Source organism: Methylobacterium sp. C33D (assembly GCF_053345825.1).
In genome coordinates this window covers 70,866-90,196 of the sequence record NZ_JBKFAV010000023.1, presented here as the reverse complement: position 1 = coordinate 90,196, position 19,331 = coordinate 70,866, and the positions used below count along the sequence as shown (strand labels likewise).

Below are 19,331 nucleotides of genomic sequence, written 5' to 3'. Positions count from 1 at the left end.
GCGGTCAGAGACGAAGACTGCGCAGGTGGCCGGCGAACCTGCGCATGTCCTCGGCCTTGCGGGCGAGGTCCGGCTGCCGGCGCAGCCGGGCCGCGAGACCGTAGGCCAGGGCCCGCAGGGTGAAGCCGAGCCGGAGCGGGGCCGCGAAGAAGGCCGGCGACGACAGGGGCCGGCCGGCATTCCGCAGGCTGTAGATGGCGGCCAGCCCGTCGAGCCAGCGGGCCGAGCGGGTGCTGCCCGAGCCGCCCTGGAGGTGGGTGACGGCGATGTCCGGGCGGTAGGCGACGCGCCAGCCGGCATCGCGCAGGCGGCAGCCCCAGTCCACGTCCTCGCCGTAAAGGAACATCGGGCTCTCCAGCCCGCCGATCGCGGCGATCGCCGTGCGGCGCAGGAGCAGGCAGGCCCCGCAGATCCAGTCGACGTCGCGGGCCCGCGCCCCCCTGGCCTGGCGGCCGGCGAGGTAGAGGCCGCGCAGTCCGAGGCGGCCCGACAGGCCGGCGGCGTGCACCAGGATCGCGCCCGGGCGCGGCTCGTAGCCGGCGTCCCCGACCTGGTGCGCCCCGTCCGGGAAGGTCAGGCGCGGGCCGACCGCCCCGACCTCCGGATGCGCGTCGAGATGGTCCAGGAGGCCGGAGAGCGCGTCCGGGTCGTGCAGGAACGCGTCGGGGTTGAGGAGCAGGATCGCGGTGCCCCGCGCGTGCTCCAGCGCGCGCGCGTTGCCGCCGGCGAAGCCGTGATTGGTCGACTCGGCGATGACCCGCACCCAGGGAAAGGCCCGCGCGACGCGCTCCGGCGTCCGGTCGGTCGAGGCATTGTCGACGAGGATGACCTCGTAGGGGCGTCCGACCCGGCTCGCCGCCAGCAGGTCCAGGCAGGTCTCGATGTCCCGGCCGGCATTGTAGGTGACGATCAGGACACTGAGGCTGACGGCGCTCACGGACGCTCTCCGTACGCTGCGAGGGAGGGGCGACGCCCGGACGGCGCCGGGATCCGCTCCGGTCGGGCGGGCGCGGCGCCGGTCCGACCCGGGGACGCGACCGCCCGCGACGCGTCGACGGCCCTGCGCCGCTGCGCCGCCCGCACCCCGGCGATCAGCCCGAGGCCGGTGTAGAGCAGTTCGGCGATGCCGAGATTCAGGCGGAAGCCCGGATCGACCAGTCCGTGCAGCAGGTGCGCGATCAGGCCGACCGCGCAGGCGGCCGCGATCGCCGCGAGCGGATCGCCCACCGGCGCGCGGCGGGCGGCGCGGAAGCCCCGGGCGATGCCGGTGCCGAAGACCAGCGCGAAGGCCGCGTAGCCGACGACCCCGACCTCGGTGAGGATCAGGATGTGCAGGTTGTGCACCACGTGGTTCGAGCGGTCGAACAGGCCGGCGAGCCGGGACAGGCCGGTCCTGTCGAGGACCGCGAACTGGTTGCCGAAATTGTTGAGGCCGACGCCGAAGATCGGGAACTGCTCGAACAGCGCGAGGGCCGCCGCGTTCAGCGGGCCGCGCTGGGCGGCCGAGCCGCCGTCGTCGGCGGTGAGTCGCTCCCAGATCAGCGGGCCGGCGTAGAGCGCCGCGACGGCGCCGGCGACCGCCAGCAGGCCGAAGACGATCAGGCTCGTCCGGGTGAACAGGCGATCGCGGTAGACCAGCAGGATCAGGAGGGCGGCCGAGACCGGGAAGGTCAGCCAGGACGCGCGCGACAGGGTCAGGACCACCCCGACCAGGGCCGAGGCGGCGCCCGCCGCACCCGCGAGGCGCAGGAGGAGCGGCCCGCGCGACAGGGCCAGCGCCAGGGCGAGCGGCCAGACGAACTCGTAGTAGTAGCCGAGGATGTTCGGGTGAACCTTCAGCCCGCCGGCGCGGCGCTGGGCCGAGAAGTTGATGTTCTCCTCGACGATTTGCTCCTCGCCCAGCACCGACAGGCCGAGTTCCGAGCCCGAGACGTATTGCAGGCCCGCCACCGCGGTCTGGACGAGGCAGAGGGCGCAGATCGCCAGCGCCAGGGTCCGGATGTCGGACTCGGACAGGTTCGAGACCGCGACCGAGACCAGGAGGAGTCCGGCGAAGCGCCACGTGTCGAACCAGAGATAGGCCGGGTCGGTGGCGTTGGAGAGCGAGAGCAGCCCCGCGATCAGGAAGCCGAGCTGCGTCAGCACGAGGGGCCGGTCGAGCCGCAGGCCCGGGGAATCCTCCCCGAGGCCGGTGAGCTTGGCGACGATCAGCGCCAGCGCCACCAGCAGGGCGACGCTCACCGTCAGGCCGGCGCCGCCGCCGATGCTCGGCAGGTACTGCCCGACGGCCTCGAAATGCTGGAGGAAGCTGACGTCGAGCTTGACCGTCAGCCCGACCGCGAGGGCGACGAGCAGGAGCGGCGTGAGGCGATAGAGCCGCCCGACGATCAGGGCGCCCACCCCGCCGAAGGCCGCCGCGAGGCCGACGACGGCGAATTTCAGCGGCGCCGCGCTGAGGGCAACGGCGCCGGCCGCCGCCGCGAAGCCGATCCCGGCGAGCGGCAGGACCCGCAGCGCGCGGACCGGGGCCGCGCTCACCCGAGCCACCGGTAGAGCCATCGCGGGATCGGCCGCCGGGTGCGGTTGAGGACGACGCCGAGGGGCGCCCCGCCGGCGGCCTTGAGGTCCGCGAGGGCGCGCTGTGCCACCGCCCGGCGGGTGCGCTCGGCGCCGATCACCACGATGAAGCCGTCCACGAAGGGCGAGAGCGCGGCGGCGTCGCCGATCTCGGTGATCGGTTCGCAATCCACGATGGCGAGGTCGAAGCGGTCGTCGACCAGCGCGAGGAAATCCTCGACGCGGCCGTCGTCGAGGGTCGCCTCGCGGATGGCCGACGGGCTGCCCGCCGGCACGACGCTCAGGTTCTCGGCGACCGCGTGGACGCCGCGGCTCGGGGCGACCGCGCCGGCGACGATGTCGGCGAAGCCCGGCCGGCCGATCAAGCCGTACGCCTGCGCCAGCGACGGGCGCGACCAGTTGGCCTCGATCAGCACGGCGCTGCGACCCCGCAAAGCGTAGGCGCCGGCGAGTTCGCGGGCGAGGGTGCTCACGCCCTCACCGGGCTGGACCGCGGTGAGGCCGACCCGGCGCACGCGCGCCTCGTGCCGGGTGAGCTGGACGAGGGCCGGCTCCAGGATCGCCGGATCGATCTTCGGCGCGATGGCGGCGGCGATCATGCGGCGGCTCCCGTCTGCAGCGGCACTGCGGCCAGCACCGGCACCCGCAGCGAGCGGGCGACCTCCGACGCGCTGCGGTAGGTCTGGGCCAGGATCTCCGCGAGGGCGACGTAGGCCAGGGCGGCCAGCAGGCCGAGACCGGCCGCGAGCCCGAGGATCAGCGGCCGGTTCGGGCCGGAGGGCAGCCGCGGCGGCACGGCGCGCGCCACGAGGGCCGAAGAGGTGACGGCCTGCGCGTCGAGACCGGTGCCGGTCTTCAAAGCGTCGATCCGCTTCTGGGTCTCGGCGATCTCGTCGGTGAGCAGGCCCCTCTGCTGGGTCAGCCGGCCGTAGGCCAGGGCGGCGTCGCTCTGGCCGATGGCGGCCCGGCGGCGGGTCTGCTCAATCCCCGTGATGCTCTGGATCTTCTCGGCGAGGATGGCGAGCTTCGCCGCGTCGGCCGCGAGGAGCGCCTGGTACTTCTGCCGCGCCAGGGCGGCCAGATCCCGATCGAGGCTTACGAATTCGGGGGCGGTCGGCCGGAACCGCACCGCCAGCTCGGCGCGCTTCGTCCGCAGGTCCGCCCAGCGCTGGTCTAAGGCCGTGACCGTCGGGTCCGCGTCGGGGGGCGTCGGCTGCCAGCGGTCCGGTCCGGCCTCGCGGGTGCGCTTGAGCCGGGTCTCGACAACCTCGCGCTCGATCTGCGCCGCCGATTTCTGCTTGGCGAGGTCGGCCAGGGTACCGAGGTCGTTCTGCTGCTCGATCTCGAAGCTCGCGGTGTTGTTCCCCTTGAGGTAGGTCGAAAGCTGCGCGTCGATGGCGGCGAGGTCGGCCCGCGCGCGCTCCAGCTTGCTCTGGTAGAACGAGGCGGGAGTCTCGTCGGCGTAGACCTCCACGTGGCGGCGCTTGTAGGCGTCGAGCAGCCGGTTCAGCGCCTGGGCGGCGAAGTGCGGGTCCGTCCAGGTGAAGCCCGTGAGGATCACGTCCGTCTCCTTCACGAAGACGACCTTGAACGCCGCGAGATAGGCCTCGTAGAGCTTCTCGTCCGGGTTCAGGTGGCGCAGCAGGCCGACCGCCTCGAACGGGATCCGCGCCGTGTCGACGATCCAGGTCTTGATGGCCTTGGCGCCGCGCACGGCCTGGCGGCCCTGGTAGATCAGCCAGTCGATCCAGTCCGCCGGCGGCGGTCCGAGGTCACCGGTCGGGGTGATCGCCTTCAGCGCCGCGAACTCGTCGCGCACGATGCTGGGGTCGCGCAGGATCTCGATCTCGTTGTTCACATTCTGCGCGCGCTCCGAGAACATGTAGTTCTGGTTCGCGCCGCCCTGGAGCGGGGCGCCCGCCTTCTCGCGGCCGAGACGGATGATCAGCTTGGCGTCGGCCGTGTACTCGGCCGGCGTCAGCAGGAGGTAGATCCCGGCGCCGAGGATCGCCGCGACCAGGATCAGCAGCGCCGGCCGGATGTGCCGGAACAGGGCCGCGAGGGCGTCGCGGAGGTCGAAGGCCGGGCCCTCGACCGCGTCGGCGGCGGTCAGGTCGCTCTGCCTCACGTGCCGGACCTCACGGTGGCGCTGGTGGAGGTGCTGGCGGACGGGCCGGTGATGTAGTTCACGCCGAAGCCGGTCCCGTTGAAGAGCAGGATCTGGCGCACCACCAGGTCCACCGCGCGGGCGGTCTTGGCCAGAAGCGAGGGCGGCACGTAGACGGTGGCGTTGGGCGGCACCACGATCGAGTCCGCCAAGCCCGGCTGGCCGATGTCGACGATGCGCACGCTGCCGGCCGCCTCGGCGTCGAAGCGGATGATCCGCACGGCCTCGCCGGCCGCGGTCGGCAGGACGCCGCCGGCCGAGCCCAGGACCTGCGCCAGCGTCCGCGGCCCCTGCAGGGTGACGGGACCCGGGGCGCGGACCTCGCCGAACACCATGGTGTTGGCCGGGACGAGGCTCGCGAGCCGCACGCTGGTCGTCACCGAGGCCAGCTGGTGCTTGTAGGCGGCGTTCAGGCTGCCCATGACCTCGTGGACGGTCCGGCCCGCCGCCTGCACCGGGGGCACCATCGGCAGGTTGATCTTGCCGTCCGGCTCGATCGCCAGGACCTTCACGCGGCCCATGTCGGCGCGCTGGGTGAGGTCGCGGAAATCGTCGGTGACGGTGCGGAACCGGCGCAGCATCACGGTGACGACCGGGTCGATCAGCACGTCGTCGTAGGTGCTCTTGATCAGCGCGGCGGCCGCCTCGGGCGAGAGGCCCGCGACCTTGATGCCGTTCTTGCCGGGCAGTGAGATCCGGCCGTCCGGCCGGACGATCACCGTACGGTTGTATTCCGGGTGCGTGCGGAAATCGACGTCGAACTCGTCGTTCGGGTTCAGGCGATAGGTCGGCTGGACCACGCTGGAATCGATCAGGAACGAGACTTCGAGGTTGTCGCCGACGTTGAGGCGGTAGTTGGCCAGTCCGAGGCGCATGGTCCGCCCGACCTCCTCCTGGGCGGCCGCGACCAAGGCGGCCGGGAGGCCCTCGGTGACCGAGCCGGTCTGCGTCACGTCGAGGCCGGAGCGCGAAGCGCTCTGCGGACGGCCGGAATTGCAGCCGGCAAGGAGCGGCGCGCAGGCGACGAGCGCGAGCGCCGCGGAACCGGACGGCCGGCCGGCACGCCGGCGCGAGACGCCGAGGAACGCAGACAGGGAAAACGCCATCGACCTTCAGCCGCATCCTGCTCGACTGCGCTCACCCCATCACAACTCGTGATCGAACCGCGCACCGCGATACAATCACCAAGCTTGGTTAACGAGGCTTGAACCCGGCTCCCGGCAACTCTATCAGAAGTTGTGATTGGCGAGCGGTGGCAAAATGCTGAGCCGCGGGCGCTCTCGCCGTGATGCGTCAGGCTCCGGCGCGGGTCGAACGGCGTGCCCGGCCGCGGCGCCGTCGATCCCTGCACCGGTCGGTCGATGCGGGTATCCCGATGCGGCGGTGCCGTTTCCGGCAAGTCCCCAGCCGTCCTGCGCCAATCGAAATCTGTATATAGCGCAGCGCTTGCCCGAATTTAGAAACTTGATCTATAGTTCGACGGTATGGAGCCGTACGGATCGCGGGCAGACGTTCGGCGGGCCGGTGATGGGCGGCAGTATCCGTCACGGGGGCGGCGCGCGACATGGCGGGCGTGAGACCGGATCTCTTCGCCCGGCTGCACGACGACCTCGAGTCCGGCTTCCGCGAAGACCTCGAGGAAGCCGTGATCGACCCCGCGCGCTGGCCGGATTTGGCCGAGCGCGTCGTGCGGGCTTCCGGCAGCGAGGGCGCCCTGCTGCTGCGCTCCGACCGGACCGGTCTCGAATCGCTCTGCACCGCCTCGCTCGCCGACGCCTCGCGCCGCTATTTCGACGAGGGCTGGCACCGTGACGACCATCGCCTCCGCGGCATACCGCTGATGCGGACGCGCGGGATCGCGGTCGACCAGGACTTCACCACGCCGGAGGAGATCGCGCGCCTGCCCTTCTACCAGGACCTGCTGGCCTCCCGCGGCCTGCGCTGGTTCGCCGGCATCGGCTTCGCCGTGAACGGACGCCTGTGGTGCCTCTCGCTGCAGAGGACCGTGGAGCAGGGGCCCTATGAGCCGCACGAGCAGCGGCGCCTCGCGACCCTGTCGCCGCTCCTGCAGCGCGCGGGCCTGCTGACGTCGATCGTCGAGCGGGCCCGGCTCGCGGGGCTGACGCAGGCCTTCGAGCTGATCGACCGCGCAGCCCTGATCCTCGACGCCGAGGGGCGGGCGCTCCGCTGGAACGACGCGTTCGGCGCCCTCCTGGGCCGCGACCTGAAGCTCGCGGGCGGTCGCCTCACCGCGGAGGATCCGGAGGCGGCGCGCCAGCTCGATGCCCTCGCGCGGCCCTTCGGTCGACCGCCGATCTCCGCCGTCGTGGCCGCGCGCCGGGACGGGCCGCCGATCGTGATCCACGTCGTGCCGCTGGTCGGGCCGAGCCGCGGCCTGTTCGCCGGCGCGAGCACGCTGCTCCTCGGGAGCGTGCCCGGGACGCCGGCCGCGCCCGCGACCGCGATCCTCCAGGCGGCGTATCGGCTGACGCCGGCGGAGGCGCGCCTCGCCCAGGCGCTGTCGACCGGAACCTCCCTGGCGGAAGCCGCGTCGCGGTTCGCGATCACCGCGGCGACCGCGCGCTCGCAGCTGAAGGCGATCTTCGCCAAGACCGGGGCGACGCGGCAGTCAGACCTCGTGCGGCTCGTGGCCGGTCTCGCGCGCTGACGGGTCACGGTCCCGAGAGGCGCGCGGCGCCGGCCCGGCGGCGGCGGAACGGGTCGGCCGACCCGGCCGTTTCAGCAGCAACGACAGGAGAAATCTCGATGACGAACCGGATCGCACTCGTTTCCGCCCTGGCCGTCGCGGGCCTGCTCGCCGGCGCGCCCGCCGAGGCGAAGGGCTGCCTCAAGGGCGCCGTGGTCGGCGGCGTCGCCGGCCACATGGCCGGCCACGGCAAGATGGGCGCCGCCGCGGGCTGCGCGATCGGTCACCACAACGCCAGCAAGAAGGCCAAGCAGGGCTGAGCGATCCGAGGCCGTCGGCCGCGACGGCGATCGGATCGGTCCACAACGGCGATGACCGGATCATCGCCGCCTCTCCGGAGCCGGATTCCCCGCGGGGATCCGGCTCCGCTGCGTTCGAGGCCGAGCTCCTCCGCGACGCTCCGGAGTTTCAGAGCGGGAGGCCCGGATCCTGGTCCTGAGCCGGGGGCCGGCGGCGCGGCGGGCGCCGCCGCGGATCGCCGTCACGGCCCTGGTCCCCGTCGCGTCCGCACCCCGCACGGCGCTCCGCACCGGCCGCCGGGCAAGCTCCACGCAAGCCTTCCGTTGACCGCACTTTCGAGCTATTCTAATTAAGAACTGTGGAGGTGACGCCGCCGCTGCGGCCCCGCCACCCGACATTCCCGATGGAGAGACCCGATGGCCGGTTCCGCGAACGCCGCTTGCGAAAGCTGCCGCTTCTTCGACGATCACACGCTCAACGGCGCCCAGGCGAAGGGTGACGAGGGCCTCTGCCGCTTCAATCCGCCGGTCAGCCAGCCGGCGCCCGAGTCGAAGGGTCTCTGGCCGGTCGTCGCCTCGAAGGACTGGTGCGGCCACTTCACGGCCGAGATGACGGCCGCCGAGTAACGCATCGCATCCTCGAGGTTCGCGGGATCTGCGCCGAGGCGCGGATCCCGCGACGCTCCATCATCGACCGCGGGACCGGCCGGCCCGACTCGCGGAGGGCGCATTGCCGGAGCCGCGCGGCTTCGCGTAACCTGCGGCCGTGACAGACGTGATACGCCCGGCCGCGGAGGCCGATCTTCCCGCCATCGCGGCGATCTACGGCGATGCCGTCACCACCAGCACGGCCAGCTTCGAGACGGAGCCGCCGACGCTGGCCGAGATGACCCGCCGCTTCGAGGTCCTGCGCGCCGGCGGCTTTCCCTATCTGGTGGCCGAACGGGGCGGCGCGGTCGCGGGCTACGCCTATGCCGGGCCCTATCACCAGCGGGCCGCCTATCGCTCGACCCTGGAGGATTCGATCTACGTCGCCCGGACCGCCCGCGGCGGCGGTGTCGGCCGGCGCCTGCTCACCGCCCTGATCGCGGCGAGCGAGCAGATCGACTGCCGGACCCTGGTCGCCATCATCGCCGACAGCGGCTCACCCGCCTCGATCGCGCTGCACGCGAGCCTCGGCTTCACGCGCGTGGGGACCCTCGCGGGTGTCGGCCACAAGCACGGGCGGTGGCTCGACGTGACGCTGATGCAGCGCGCCCTCGGACCCGGACGCGGCCTCCCGCCGACGCGGATCTGACCATCGAGCGCACCGGTGCCAGTATCGCGGGAACGATGACCGTCCGAAACCCCGGCTGAGTTGTCATGATGCGGACAACTTCGCGCGGGAGAGGGCGGGCATGACGCGCACGCCGTCCGGTTCTCGGTGCGGCGCGGGCGCGATGACGCGGGGGGAGCGATCTGTCCGCGCGCGGAAGCGGTTTACGCGAGGGCGGGCGGTCAAGGCTCCATCACGACTCGCGAGGGATGGGAGTTCGGGTATGCGGTTTACATCGATCGGTCGCCGGGTTGCGCCGCTCGCGATCCTGGCGCTCTCGGCGCTGGCGGGCACGGCCCAGGCCAAGACGCCGACCGATCCCAGCGGCACCTATCTTACCGAGGACGGCCGCGCGCGCGTGCGCCTCGAGAAGTGCGGGACCGCGGGCGACCGGCTCTGCGGCTACGTGGTGTGGCTGAAGGTCCCGCTGAACGACAAGGGCGAGCCGCGGATCGACTTCAAGAACCCCGATCCCAAGAAGCAGGCCCGGCCGTCCCTCGGACACCAGCTGATCCTGGGCCTGAAGCCGAATGCCGACGCCCATTACGAGGGCAAGATCTACAATTCCGAGGACGGCAAGTCCTACGACGTCACCATCTGGACCGAGACACCCGGCGAGCTGACCGTGCGCGGCTGCCTGATCGCGTTCCTGTGCAAGTCGCAGACCTGGACGAAGGTGACCGATCTCGCCCCGGGCCAGCTTCCCGGCCCGACCAACGGTGCGAACGGCCCGCGCAGCGATCCCGAATACGCCACCGCCGCCCCGAAGCCGACCGCCAAGGCCGGCGCGAAGCCCGCTCAGAAGCCCGCCGCCACCGAGGCTCCCAAGGAGGAGTGAGCGGCGCGGGCCCGCGCGCGGCGGGCCCTCAATCGTCCAGGGCCGCGTAGGTCAGGACGCGCAGCTCGCGCCGGATCGGCAGGGCCGAGGACGGCACGAGCTGCGTCATGAGCACCACCGACAGGTCCTCGGCGGGGTCGATCCAGAACGCCGTCGAGGCGAGACCGCCCCAGGCGACCTCGCCGGGCGTGCCGAGGATCTGGGCCCGCGCCGGGTCGAGCATCACCGAGAAGCCGAGGCCGAAGCCGATACCGGTGTAGGAGGTCTCGGCGAAGCGCGGCGTGCCCATCGCGGCGAGATCGCCCGGCAGGTGGTTCGCCAGCATCAGGTCGACCGTCTTGCGGCCCAGGAGGCGCGCGCCGTCGAGGGTCCCCCGGTTGAGGATCATCCGGCAGAAGCGCTGGTAATCCGCGGCCGTCGAGACGAGGCCGCCGCCGCCCGACGCGATGGCGGGCGGGCGCGCGAAGGCCGTCTCCACGGAATCGTCGAACAGGCGCAGCTGACGCGAGCGATCGTACGCGTAGGTGGCGCAGAAGCGCGCCATCAGTTCGGGCCGCACGTGGAAGTCGGTATCGACCATGCCGAGGGGCGCGATCACCGCCTCGCGGAGGTGGTCGGCGAACGGGCGGCCGGTCAGCGCGGCCACGTACTGGCCGAGCACGTCGGTGGCGACGCTGTAGTTCCAGGCGCTGCCCGGCTGGGCGAGGAGCGGCAGCTTGGCAACCCGCGCGGTCATCTCGGCGAGCGTGCCCGCGCGCGCCAGGAAGTCGACGCCCTGCTCGCGGTACTGCGCGTCGACCAGGGTCGCCTCCATGAAGCCGTAGGTCAGCCCGGCCGTGTGGGTCAGCAGGTCCCGCACGGTGATCGCCCGGCGGGCCGGCTCGGTCTCGAGCTTCGCCCGGTTGCCGCCCACGGCGACGCGCATCTCCGCGAAATCGGGCAGGACCCGGTGGATCGGATCGTCGAGCTGGAACAGGCCCTGCTCGTAGAGCTGCATCACCGCGACCGAGGTCAGCGGCTTGGTCATCGAGTAGATCCGGGTCACCGTATCGAGGGTGAACGGCGTCGCCCGGGCGAGGTCGGCCTGCCCGCAGGCGCGCGCGAAGGCGATGCGGCCGCGCCGTGCCACGGTGACCGACAGGCCGGCCAGCCGGCCGTCGTCGACGAGGCGGTCCATCCACGGCGCGATCCGGGCGAGGCCCTCCGGGCTGAACCCGGCGCCCCTCGGATCGGTCTCGGTCAGCGCGCTCATGCGGTCTCCTCGTCGTGGCGATCCGGAAGCGTAGAAGGGGAGGGGGACGAAATCACCAGCCCATCGTCCCGGGACCGCCCTTGAACGGCCCGACGATGCCGGGCGTGATCCAGCCGCCGTAGAAGCTTCCGGGCTGCGGCGTCACCTGGGCCGCCCCGACGTAGCAGGCGTCCATCGGGCCGGCGTAGAACGCGACGTGGCCGGCGATCGGGCGGAAATCCGGGGTCGGGTCCGGATAGGCCCAGGCGGCTCCCGGCACGAGGCGGTCGCCGGCGCGCACGTCGAACAGGACCGCCTGTCCCTTCCACTCGCAGATCCCGCCGCGCCGCCGGTTCACGAGCGTCCCGTCCGCGATGTCGGCGGGCGGCAGGTAGTAGGTCGGCGGGTGCGAGGTCTCGAGGACCCGGAACCCGGAGCCCGTCTCGGCGATGACGCGGCCGTCGAGCACGACCCGCAGCCGCTCCGGGACGGGTTCCAGCCGCGGCGGCCGCGGATAGTCCCAGACGCTCTCCTCGCCCGGCCTGACCGGATCGGGGACGGGCCGGAAGGGTGATCCGCGCATGGAAAACCTCGTGACGTGCGATTCCTGATCCAGATAGGGCGGTGCGGCCGGCGTTTGTCGTCCGGCGCGACCGTGCTAGCCCGTCGCCGACACTCGAGCCCGGGATCGCCCGCGATGGACATCGCCCTCTTCCTCGACTTCGACGGCACGCTCGCCGAGATCGCCCCGCGGCCGGACGCCGTGCGGGTCGAGCCGGGCCTCGTGGAGGATCTGGAACGGCTGCGGGCACGCCTCGACGGCGCCCTGGCCATCGTCACCGGCCGGCCGGTCACGGTGATCGACGGCTTCCTGACGCCCGCGCGCCTGGACGCGGCCGGTCTCCACGGCGTCGAGCGCCGGGTCAGCGGCGCGCTCACGGGCGGCCGCGCGGAGGATCACCCCGACCTGCGCCGGCAGGTCGCGCGCCTGCAGGCCGAGACCGCCGCGCTGGCGCAGGTCCTGATCGAGGACAAGGGCGCCTCGGTGGCGGTCCACTGGCGGCTCGCGAACCCGGACGATGCCCTGCGGGCCGAGACCCTGGTGAAGGGCGCGGCGGAGGCGCTGGGCGCCGGTTACCGCCTGCAGCTCGGCAAGGCGGTCGGCGAGATCGTCCCCGCGCAGGCCACCAAGGCGCACGCGATCCGGGCCTTCATGGCGCAGACGCCCTACGCCGGACGGACACCCGTCTTCTTCGGCGACGACCGCACCGACGAGATCGCCTTCGCGTCGGTGAACGAGGACGGCGGCGTCGCGGTGCGCGTCGGGGACGGCGAGACCGTCGCCCGGCGACGCCTGCCCGACCCCGCCGCCGTCCGTGCCCTGCTGAGCAACTGGGCTGCCGGCGGCGCGATCGACCTGCACGCGCTGCCGCCGGCCTGACGCGCCGCGCCGTCCAGGGAGACCGCGATGTCGGGGCGTTCCGTCACGGGCTGGCCGCGCCTGCTGCTGCGGCTGGAAGGAGCGTGCATCCTCGTCGCCGCCCTGCTCGCCTATGGCTGGCTCGGGTCGTCGTGGTGGCTCTTCGCGGCGCTGCTCTTCGTCCCCGACCTGAGCATGCTGGGCTACGCGGCAGGCCCCCTGGTCGGCGCCGTCCTCTACAACGCGGCGCACACCCTCGCGCTGCCGCTCGTCGGCCTGTCCCTGGCGATCGCCCTGGGACGTCCCGAGGCCGCAGCAGCGATCCTGATCTGGCTGGCCCATATCGGTCTCGACCGCGCCCTCGGTTACGGTCTCAAATACGGGAGCGGATTCGGTGATACGCATCTTGGCGCGATCGGCCGGCCGCGTGACAAGACGATCGCGCCGTCCTGAGGGACGGGTGCAGCCGATTGGGACTTGCCCGCGCGGGGTCGCGGGGCCGATCAATCGCCGGAGCCGTGCCGGGCGCGAGTCCCGTCGCGGCGGGCCAGTGAGCAGGGGCTAGTTGCGATGTTCGAGTTTCCGGTTCTGGTCGGCGACATCGGCGGGACGAACGCGCGGTTCGGTCTGATCGAGAAGGCCGGCGACCAGCCCCGGCTCCTCGCGCACGAGGCCACCGCCGACCATCCCGACCCGTCGAGCGCCATCAGGGCGTCGCTGGCCAAGGGCGGCGGACCGGCGCCGCGCTCGGCCATCCTGGCGATCGCCGGCCGGGTCGACGGGCCGGAGATCCAGCTGACGAACGCGCACTGGAAGATCGCCGGCCAGCGCATCGCGGAGGATTTCGGCCTCTCCTCCGCGACGGTGGTCAACGACTACGTCCCGGTGGCGGCCGGCGCCGCCGATATCGAGCCCCACGACCTCACGCCGGTCGGGCCCTGTCCGCCCGTGCCCGGCGGCGCCCGGGTGGTGCTGGGCCCCGGGACCGGCTTCGGTGCGGCCGCGCTCGTCCCCTATTCGGCGCACCTCGCCATCGTCTCCACCGAGGTCGGCCACACCGATATCGGCCCGGCCGACGCCTTCGAGGAGAAGGTCTGGCACGCGCTGGAGCGGGTCGAGGACCGGATCACCGTGGAGACGGTGCTGTCGGGGCCGGGCCTGTCGCGGCTCCACGCGGCCGTCGCGCATGTCCGGACCGGGCAGCCGCACGAGAAGATCGAGCCGGCCGCAGTCACCGAGGCCGGCCTCAACGCCACCGATCCGCACGCGGCCGAGACGCTCGAACTGTTCGGCCGCGTGCTCGGACGCGTCTGCGGCGACCTCGCGCTGACCTTCCTGGCGACGAGCGGCGTCTATATCGGCGGGGGCATCGCGCCCCGGATCCTCAAGGTGCTGGAGGAGAGCGGCTTCCGCACCGCCTTCGAGAAGAAGGCGCCCTTCGCCGCCATGATGCGCCGGATCCCGACCAGCGTGATCACCGTCCACGACCCGGCCTTCCGGGGCCTGGCGGCCCTCGCGAACGAGGGTGCCAAGTTCGTCTACCACGGGCAGGTGTGGCGCAAGGAGGCGTGACGCATCGCGACCGCGCCGCGCCCGCGACGCGGGGCGAGGCCCGGCGGCCCTCAGGCCGCCGCCAGCGGCTTCGACACCTCCTCCAGGGACTTGCCCTCCGCGGCCGTGCCCCAGATGCCGCCGACGATCGCGGCGATGAGCATCAGCACCGCGCCGAGGCCGTAGCCGAACAGCACCCAGTCGCGCGATCCGGTCTCGACCAGGGTTCCGAACAGGAGCGGGCCCGAGACGCCGCCGATGCCGGTGCCGACCGCGTAGAAGGCCGCGATGGCGAGCGCCCGGATCTCCAGCGGGAAGGTTTCGGAGACCGTGAGATAGGCCGAGCTCGCCGCCGCCGAGGCGAAGAAGAACACTACCATCCAGGCCGCCGTCTGGCCGACCGGCCCGAGCACGTCGAGGCGGAACAGCAGGCCGACCCCGGCGAGCAGCAGCGCCGAGATGCCGTACGTGAAGGCGATCATCTTGCGGCGGCCGATCGTGTCGAACAGGCGCCCGAGGAGCAGCGGGCCGAGGAACGAGCCGAGCGCGAAGGGCAGCAGGTACCAACCGACATGGTTGCCGGGCACTTGGTAGAAGCGCTCCAGCACCAGCGCGTAGGTGAAGAACAGCGCGTTGTAGAAGAAGGCCTGCGCGATCATCAGCGCGAGACCGACCATGGTCTCCTTGCGGCTCGTCACGAACAGCGCCTTGAACACCTCGGAGAGCGGGGTGTGGTCGCGGGTGCGGACTTTCATGCGCTTGCTCTCGTCCACCGGCGGCAGGGTCACGCCCTCTTCGGTGAAGCGCTTCTCGATGCCGGTGACGACCCGGTCGGCTTCCGCCGCGTAGCCGTGGGTCGCGAGCCAGCGCGGGCTCTCGGGGATCCAGGTGCGCAGCAGCAGGATCACGAGGCCGATGGCGCCGCCGGTGAAGAAGGCGACGCGCCAGCCCCAGGCCGGGTCGATCACCTCGGGCTTCAGGAGCACGATCGACATGAACGAGCCGAGCGCCGCGCCGATCCAGAACGAGCCGTTGATGACGAGGTTGGTCCAGCCGCGAACCCGCGCCGGGACCAGCTCCTGGATGGTCGAGTTGATCGCCGTGTACTCGCCGCCGATCCCCGCGCCCGTGAGGAAGCGGAAGAGGCAGAAGCTCCAGATGTTCCACGACAGGCCGGTGGCCGCCGTGGCGACGAGGTAGAGGGCGAGCGTGATGAAGAACAGCTTCTTCCGGCCGATCCGGTCGGTGAGCCAGCCGAAGCCGATCGCGCCGGTGACGGCGCCGATGAGGTAGCAGGAGGCCGCCAGCCCGACGTCGAATTCCGAGAACGACATGGGCGGCTGGCGCAGGGCGCCGACCAGGGAGCCGGCGAGCGTCACCTCGAGGCCGTCGAGCACCCAGGTGATGCCGAGCGCCACGATCACCAGGACGTGGAACCGGCCCCAGGGCAGCCGGTCCAGGCGCGCGGAGATGTCGGTGTCGATCACGCGGCCGATCTCCGCACGCTCCGGTGTCCCGGATCCCCCCTCGACCTTGCTCGCCATGTCCGCGTGTTCTCCCGTTCCACCCGTTTACCGTGCCTGGACAGCGGGCATTTACCGCGACCGTAGGCAGGTGTTGGGAACAGGTTGGAAATCGATTCGGTTCGATTTCGTCTTCACGCGCGCCGCGCAGAACAGGGAGGTCCACGCGGTGCCCCTCCGATGTCCTCCTGTCCCGCCCGTTCCGGCCGATCCTGGCCACGCTACGCCCTGCTGGCCGCCATGACGCTCGGCGGGCTCGCCACCGCACCCACCGAGGGGGCGGACCGGCACCTCGAGCGGCCCAAGCCCCGCGTGGTGATGCAGGCAGCCGAGCGCTGGCGCCTGCGGCCGACCGAGCCCGTCGTCGCGACGACGACCGGCAGCATCCGCGCGCGGACCGAGACCGCGATCCCCGCGGACCGCCGCAACGTCCGCCTCGTCTACCCGGCGCTGATCGAGGCGCGCTGACGGCGCCGACGCCCGAACCATCTCGACGGACCGGATCCCGTCAGGCACAGCGCCTGCTTCGTCCGCGCGTGGACGAGTTCAGCGGTACGGTGCGGAGGACGCGGATGGCGGAGGCGATCGCCCTGGTCGGGTGCAAGGGACCGGACCAGGAGGCGGAGTACCTGCGAATCCTGTCGACGGCCATGCCGGAGGAGCGCCTGATCCCGTTCCGGGCGATGGACGACGCGGCGCGGACGGCGGCCCGGGTCGCCGTCGTGGCCAACCCCGATCCGGCCGAGGTCGCGGCGCTGCCGGGGCTCGTCTGGGTGCAGAGCCTGTGGGCCGGGGTCGAGAAGCTCGTCGGCGCCTTCGACCGGCCGCTGCCGATCGTCCGCCTCGTCGACCGCGAGATGGCCCGCACCATGGCCGAGGCCGTGCTGGCCTGGACCTACTATCTCCAGCGCGACATGCCGGCCTACGCCCGGCAGCAGCGGGACCGGGTCTGGCGCCCGCACGCCTACCGCAAGCCGTCCGACACCACGGTCGGCCTGCTCGGCCTCGGCGCGCTCGGGACCGCGGCGGCGGAGCGGCTCACCGGCGCGGGCTTCCGCGTCGTCGGCTGGAGCCGCAGCCCCAAGGCGGTGCCGGGCCTCGACACGTTCCACGGCGCCGACAGCCTCCCGGCCATGCTCGGCCGGTGCGACATCCTCGTCTGCCTCGTGCCGCTGACGCCGGAGACGCGGGGCCTCGTGAACGCCGAGCGCCTCGCCGCCCTGAAGCCGGGCGCCGCGCTGATCAACTTCGCCCGCGGTCCGATCGTCGTCTCCGAGGATCTGATCGCCGCCCTCGAAGACGGCCACCTCGCCCACGCGGTGCTCGACGTCTTCGCGGTCGAGCCCCTGCCGGCGGAATCGCCGCTCTGGGCCCATCCCGGGGTGACGGTGCTGCCGCACGTCTCGGGACCGACCGACATGGATTCGGCGGCCGCCACGGTGGCGGCCAACCTGCGGGCCTACCGGCGGACCGGTCGGGTGCCGGACGGCGTCGACGCGGCGCGCGGGTACTAGGGCGCGCGGCTCACAGCTGCGGGAATGTCGCCGCGAGCTGGTCGATCGGCACGCGCACGGCCGGCGGCAACCCGCGCCGGGTCGTGAAGGCGATGTGCACGATCCCGGGCTGCCCCTGCCAGTCCGGATAGACGGGCACGAGCCGGCCGGGACGCGACACCCGGTCCCGGCCGGCGGGGTGAACCCTGGCAGTGCCCGGCGGTTAATGGCCCGGCCCTCCGGTCCCGCTTCCCCGCGGGCGGGCGCCGGGAAGGACATCCGCGTCTCATGGGCTGGCCGCGCCGCATCCTGATCACTGCCGGACTCGTGACCGTCGCGGCCGGCGCGACGCTGAGCCTCGGTCGCTTCAGCTACGCGCCGATGCCCGACCGGGGGGACCTGCTCAACCCGGACCGCTACCCGATCCAGACCGCCTTCGACATCCTCGGCCGCCGCGTCTCGCGCGCGGAAGCCGACAGGCTCAACGGCACCGAGGCCGGACGGAAGGAACTCTCACCCAGGAGCGGCGCGGTCGCGATCGATCCGGCCATGGTCGAGCGCGGTCGGCAGGCCTTCTATCAGGAGACGTTCGGCAACGAGGTCTTCCTCACCGACGTCATGGGCATGCTCGACGGCGGCCTGACGCCCGGCGCCGTCGCCCTGGCGGTGGCGAAGCTCGGCGGGCAGGGCACCACCAATCTCCAGGTTGCCATGGCCAGGGATGTGCGGGTTGGCGACCGCGTCTACCGAACGGGCGAGCTGGTCCCGACCGGTCTCGACGTTCCGAAGGGCGGCGCCTTCATCATCGGGATCAAGACCTTCTCCGACCGCGGCCACCTGCGCATGGGCATCACCTGCGCCCTGTGCCACGCGGCGGTCGATCCCGGCACCGGCAAGGTGGTCGAGGGCGCGCCCAACACCGACCTCAATGCCGGGCTGCTGATGGCGCTCGCCAAGAACTCCTCGGCCTACTTCATGCACGCCAGCGTTCCGGAGGCGGACACCCGGCCCTCCGCCGATCCGCAGCACACCGGCTCGACCGGCACGGGGCCGGCGCTTCCCGACGCCGCTTCCGTCGAGGCGGCCACCAAGGTGCAGGTGGCGAGCTGGCCGCCGGGCAGCTTCGACTCGTCCGCCGACCGCGTCACCAACCCGACCTCGATCCCGTCGAGCTTCTCCGCCCATGGCGAGCCCTACAGCTGGAGCGGGCGCGAGGCGATCGGGCCGTTCGCCGGCCTGTCCTCGCTCAACAACAACGTCCACGCGGCCAATTCCGACACGACCCAGCTCGCCGCCGCCGCGCCCTGGTTGTTCGGCATGGATCCGGAGACGTATCTCGGCATCGTGCTGCGCGGGTCGGCCACCGAGGCGTTCCGCTACCGGCCGGACGGGGGCCGGAGCCCGTCGGAGGTGCTGCGCAGCGTCGATCCGACCCCGGCCTCGCCGGGCCTGAACAGCTACGCGGTGCTGCCGACCTATCCGGCGACCAACTACGTCACCGACAACGGCCTGTTCACCTCGGTCCCCGGGGAGCCGGTCAACCACGCCAACAACGCCATGTCGGCCTTCCAGAACCTGCTGCACCCGCCGGCCGCCGGTCAGGATCCGGACCGGATCCGCGCGGGCCGCGCGGTGTTCGAGAAGGCCGGCTGCGGGACCTGCCATTCCGGGCCGGCACTCACCAACCACCGGGTCGTCCCGGAGGCCGAGATCGGCACCGAGCCGACCCGGGCGCGGGCAGGCGCCAAGATGGAGGCGCGCCTGTCGGCGCCGGCGATGTTCGCCACCGATACGCCTTTCCCGGTCCCGGCCGAACCGGTCATCGTCCCGGTGCCGCTCTCGGGCGCGGCGCTCGCGCAGGTGCAACTCGCCTGGGGACAGGGTGGCACCGAGGGCGGCTACAAGGTGCCGAACCTCGTGGGTCTGGCCTGGACGGCGCCGTATCTTCACGATTCCGGCGTCGCGGTCGGGCCCGATGCCGAGGGTCAGCTCGGCGTCCCGGGCACGCTGTACCGGGGCGTCGCTCCCGATCCCGCCAACAGCCTGCGCGCCCTGGTCGACCGGGATCTGCGGGCCAAGGTGATCGCCGCCAACGCCGCCTCGGATACCGCGCGGATCGCCCGCGTTACCGGTAAGGGGCACGCCTTCTGGGCGGATGCCGGATCCGGTGTGACGGCCGAGGAGCAGACGGCGCTGATCGCCTACCTGCTCTCGGTCGATCGCCTCACGGAGCCGGCCGCGACGCCCTGATCCCGCCACACGCGTTCAGG

The 19,331-nt window shown here is 72.4% G+C and carries 19 protein-coding genes and 1 pseudogene; 11 read left to right on the top strand and 9 right to left on the bottom strand.

The annotated features are described in order from the left end of the window. Positions 1-4: 4 nt before the first annotated feature. Genes ACLBXO_RS19200 through ACLBXO_RS19180 form a run of 5 tightly spaced genes read right to left on the bottom strand, consistent with a single transcriptional unit; the run spans position 5 to position 5,850 of the window. Positions 5-937, bottom strand: a complete 933-nt coding sequence (locus tag ACLBXO_RS19200; RefSeq protein WP_447686344.1) for a glycosyltransferase family 2 protein — start codon at positions 935-937, stop codon at positions 5-7. After that, positions 934-2,538, bottom strand: a complete 1,605-nt coding sequence (locus ACLBXO_RS19195; RefSeq protein WP_447686343.1) for an O-antigen ligase family protein — start codon at positions 2,536-2,538, stop codon at positions 934-936. Before ACLBXO_RS19195 ends, ACLBXO_RS19200 begins: the two co-directional genes overlap by 4 nt. Beyond that, entirely contained in the window at positions 2,535-3,176 is a 642-nt protein-coding gene (locus ACLBXO_RS19190) for a CpsD/CapB family tyrosine-protein kinase (RefSeq protein WP_447686342.1), read from the bottom strand. Before ACLBXO_RS19190 ends, ACLBXO_RS19195 begins: the two co-directional genes overlap by 4 nt. Further along, positions 3,173-4,705 carry a GumC family protein gene (locus ACLBXO_RS19185; RefSeq protein ID WP_447686341.1) on the bottom strand — a complete coding sequence of 511 codons (1,533 nt, stop codon included), beginning with the start codon at positions 4,703-4,705 and terminating at the stop codon, positions 3,173-3,175. The genes ACLBXO_RS19190 and ACLBXO_RS19185 overlap by 4 nt, the downstream gene beginning before the upstream one ends. Then, positions 4,702-5,850: a polysaccharide biosynthesis/export family protein gene (locus ACLBXO_RS19180; protein WP_447686340.1), complete on the bottom strand. Its 1,149-nt coding sequence runs from the start codon at positions 5,848-5,850 to the stop codon at positions 4,702-4,704. Before ACLBXO_RS19180 ends, ACLBXO_RS19185 begins: the two co-directional genes overlap by 4 nt. Positions 5,851-6,308: 458 nt before the next feature. Here ACLBXO_RS19180 and ACLBXO_RS19175 point away from each other — a divergent pair, with 458 nt between their 5' ends. The 5 genes from ACLBXO_RS19175 (at position 6,309) to ACLBXO_RS19155 (ending at position 9,843) form a co-directional block, all read left to right on the top strand. Beyond that, positions 6,309-7,412, top strand: a complete 1,104-nt coding sequence (locus tag ACLBXO_RS19175; RefSeq protein ID WP_447686339.1) for a helix-turn-helix transcriptional regulator — start codon at positions 6,309-6,311, stop codon at positions 7,410-7,412. A 98-nt stretch (positions 7,413-7,510) separates the two neighbouring features. Further along, the gene (locus ACLBXO_RS19170) at positions 7,511-7,711 is read left to right on the top strand and encodes a hypothetical protein (RefSeq protein WP_331312779.1); all 201 of its coding nucleotides are present in this window, start codon (positions 7,511-7,513) and stop codon (positions 7,709-7,711) included. Between the two features lie 396 nt (positions 7,712-8,107). Then, on the top strand, positions 8,108-8,317 hold the full coding sequence (locus ACLBXO_RS19165) for a hypothetical protein (protein ID WP_331312778.1): 210 nt from the start codon (positions 8,108-8,110) through the stop codon (positions 8,315-8,317). Positions 8,318-8,456: 139 nt separating this feature from the next. After that, positions 8,457-8,987, top strand: a complete 531-nt coding sequence (locus ACLBXO_RS19160) for an N-acetyltransferase family protein (protein ID WP_447686338.1) — start codon at positions 8,457-8,459, stop codon at positions 8,985-8,987. A 241-nt stretch (positions 8,988-9,228) separates the two neighbouring features. Further along, entirely contained in the window at positions 9,229-9,843 is a 615-nt protein-coding gene (locus ACLBXO_RS19155; protein WP_331312776.1) for a DUF2147 domain-containing protein, read from the top strand. Positions 9,844-9,871: 28 nt separating this feature from the next. On the opposite strand, the gene ACLBXO_RS19150 is transcribed toward ACLBXO_RS19155, so the two are convergent. Together ACLBXO_RS19150 and ACLBXO_RS19145 are read right to left on the bottom strand one after the other, a co-directional pair. Further along, positions 9,872-11,095: a serine hydrolase domain-containing protein gene (locus ACLBXO_RS19150; protein ID WP_447686337.1), complete on the bottom strand. Its 1,224-nt coding sequence runs from the start codon at positions 11,093-11,095 to the stop codon at positions 9,872-9,874. Positions 11,096-11,147: 52 nt separating this feature from the next. Continuing rightward, on the bottom strand, positions 11,148-11,657 hold the full coding sequence (locus tag ACLBXO_RS19145; protein ID WP_331312774.1) for a DUF427 domain-containing protein: 510 nt from the start codon (positions 11,655-11,657) through the stop codon (positions 11,148-11,150). 114 nt (positions 11,658-11,771) lie between these two features. On the opposite strand from ACLBXO_RS19145, the gene otsB reads away from it, so the two are divergent. The 3 genes from otsB to ACLBXO_RS19130 all read left to right on the top strand — a co-directional run bounded on the left by otsB (position 11,772) and on the right by ACLBXO_RS19130 (position 14,066). Next, positions 11,772-12,515, top strand: a complete 744-nt coding sequence (gene otsB / locus ACLBXO_RS19140; protein WP_447686336.1) for a trehalose-phosphatase — start codon at positions 11,772-11,774, stop codon at positions 12,513-12,515. Positions 12,516-12,542: 27 nt separating this feature from the next. Continuing rightward, entirely contained in the window at positions 12,543-12,947 is a 405-nt protein-coding gene (locus tag ACLBXO_RS19135) for a DUF4260 domain-containing protein (protein WP_331312772.1), read from the top strand. A 117-nt stretch (positions 12,948-13,064) separates the two neighbouring features. Continuing rightward, positions 13,065-14,066 carry a glucokinase gene (locus ACLBXO_RS19130; protein ID WP_447686335.1) on the top strand — a complete coding sequence of 334 codons (1,002 nt, stop codon included), beginning with the start codon at positions 13,065-13,067 and terminating at the stop codon, positions 14,064-14,066. Between the two features lie 50 nt (positions 14,067-14,116). Here ACLBXO_RS19130 and ACLBXO_RS19125 read toward each other — a convergent pair whose 3' ends face one another. Beyond that, positions 14,117-15,589 (bottom strand): MFS transporter, encoded by a 1,473-nt coding sequence (locus tag ACLBXO_RS19125; protein WP_447686334.1) that lies wholly within the window; start codon positions 15,587-15,589, stop codon positions 14,117-14,119. Between the two features lie 159 nt (positions 15,590-15,748). Here ACLBXO_RS19125 and ACLBXO_RS19120 point away from each other — a divergent pair, with 159 nt between their 5' ends. Both ACLBXO_RS19120 and ACLBXO_RS19115 read left to right on the top strand, forming a co-directional pair. Further along, on the top strand, positions 15,749-16,036 hold the full coding sequence (locus tag ACLBXO_RS19120; RefSeq protein ID WP_447686333.1) for a hypothetical protein: 288 nt from the start codon (positions 15,749-15,751) through the stop codon (positions 16,034-16,036). Between the two features lie 104 nt (positions 16,037-16,140). Next, positions 16,141-17,082 (top strand): 2-hydroxyacid dehydrogenase, encoded by a 942-nt coding sequence (locus ACLBXO_RS19115; protein WP_447686332.1) that lies wholly within the window; start codon positions 16,141-16,143, stop codon positions 17,080-17,082. Positions 17,083-17,092: 10 nt separating this feature from the next. Here the strand turns inward: ACLBXO_RS19115 and ACLBXO_RS19110 are convergent. Continuing rightward, positions 17,093-17,230 (bottom strand): annotated as a pseudogene (locus tag ACLBXO_RS19110) (LysR family transcriptional regulator); the annotation flags it as partial. 119 nt (positions 17,231-17,349) lie between these two features. On the opposite strand from ACLBXO_RS19110, the gene ACLBXO_RS19105 reads away from it, so the two are divergent. Further along, positions 17,350-19,311, top strand: a complete 1,962-nt coding sequence (locus ACLBXO_RS19105) for a cytochrome C oxidase Cbb3 (RefSeq protein WP_447686331.1) — start codon at positions 17,350-17,352, stop codon at positions 19,309-19,311. Positions 19,312-19,331: the final 20 nt, after the last annotated feature.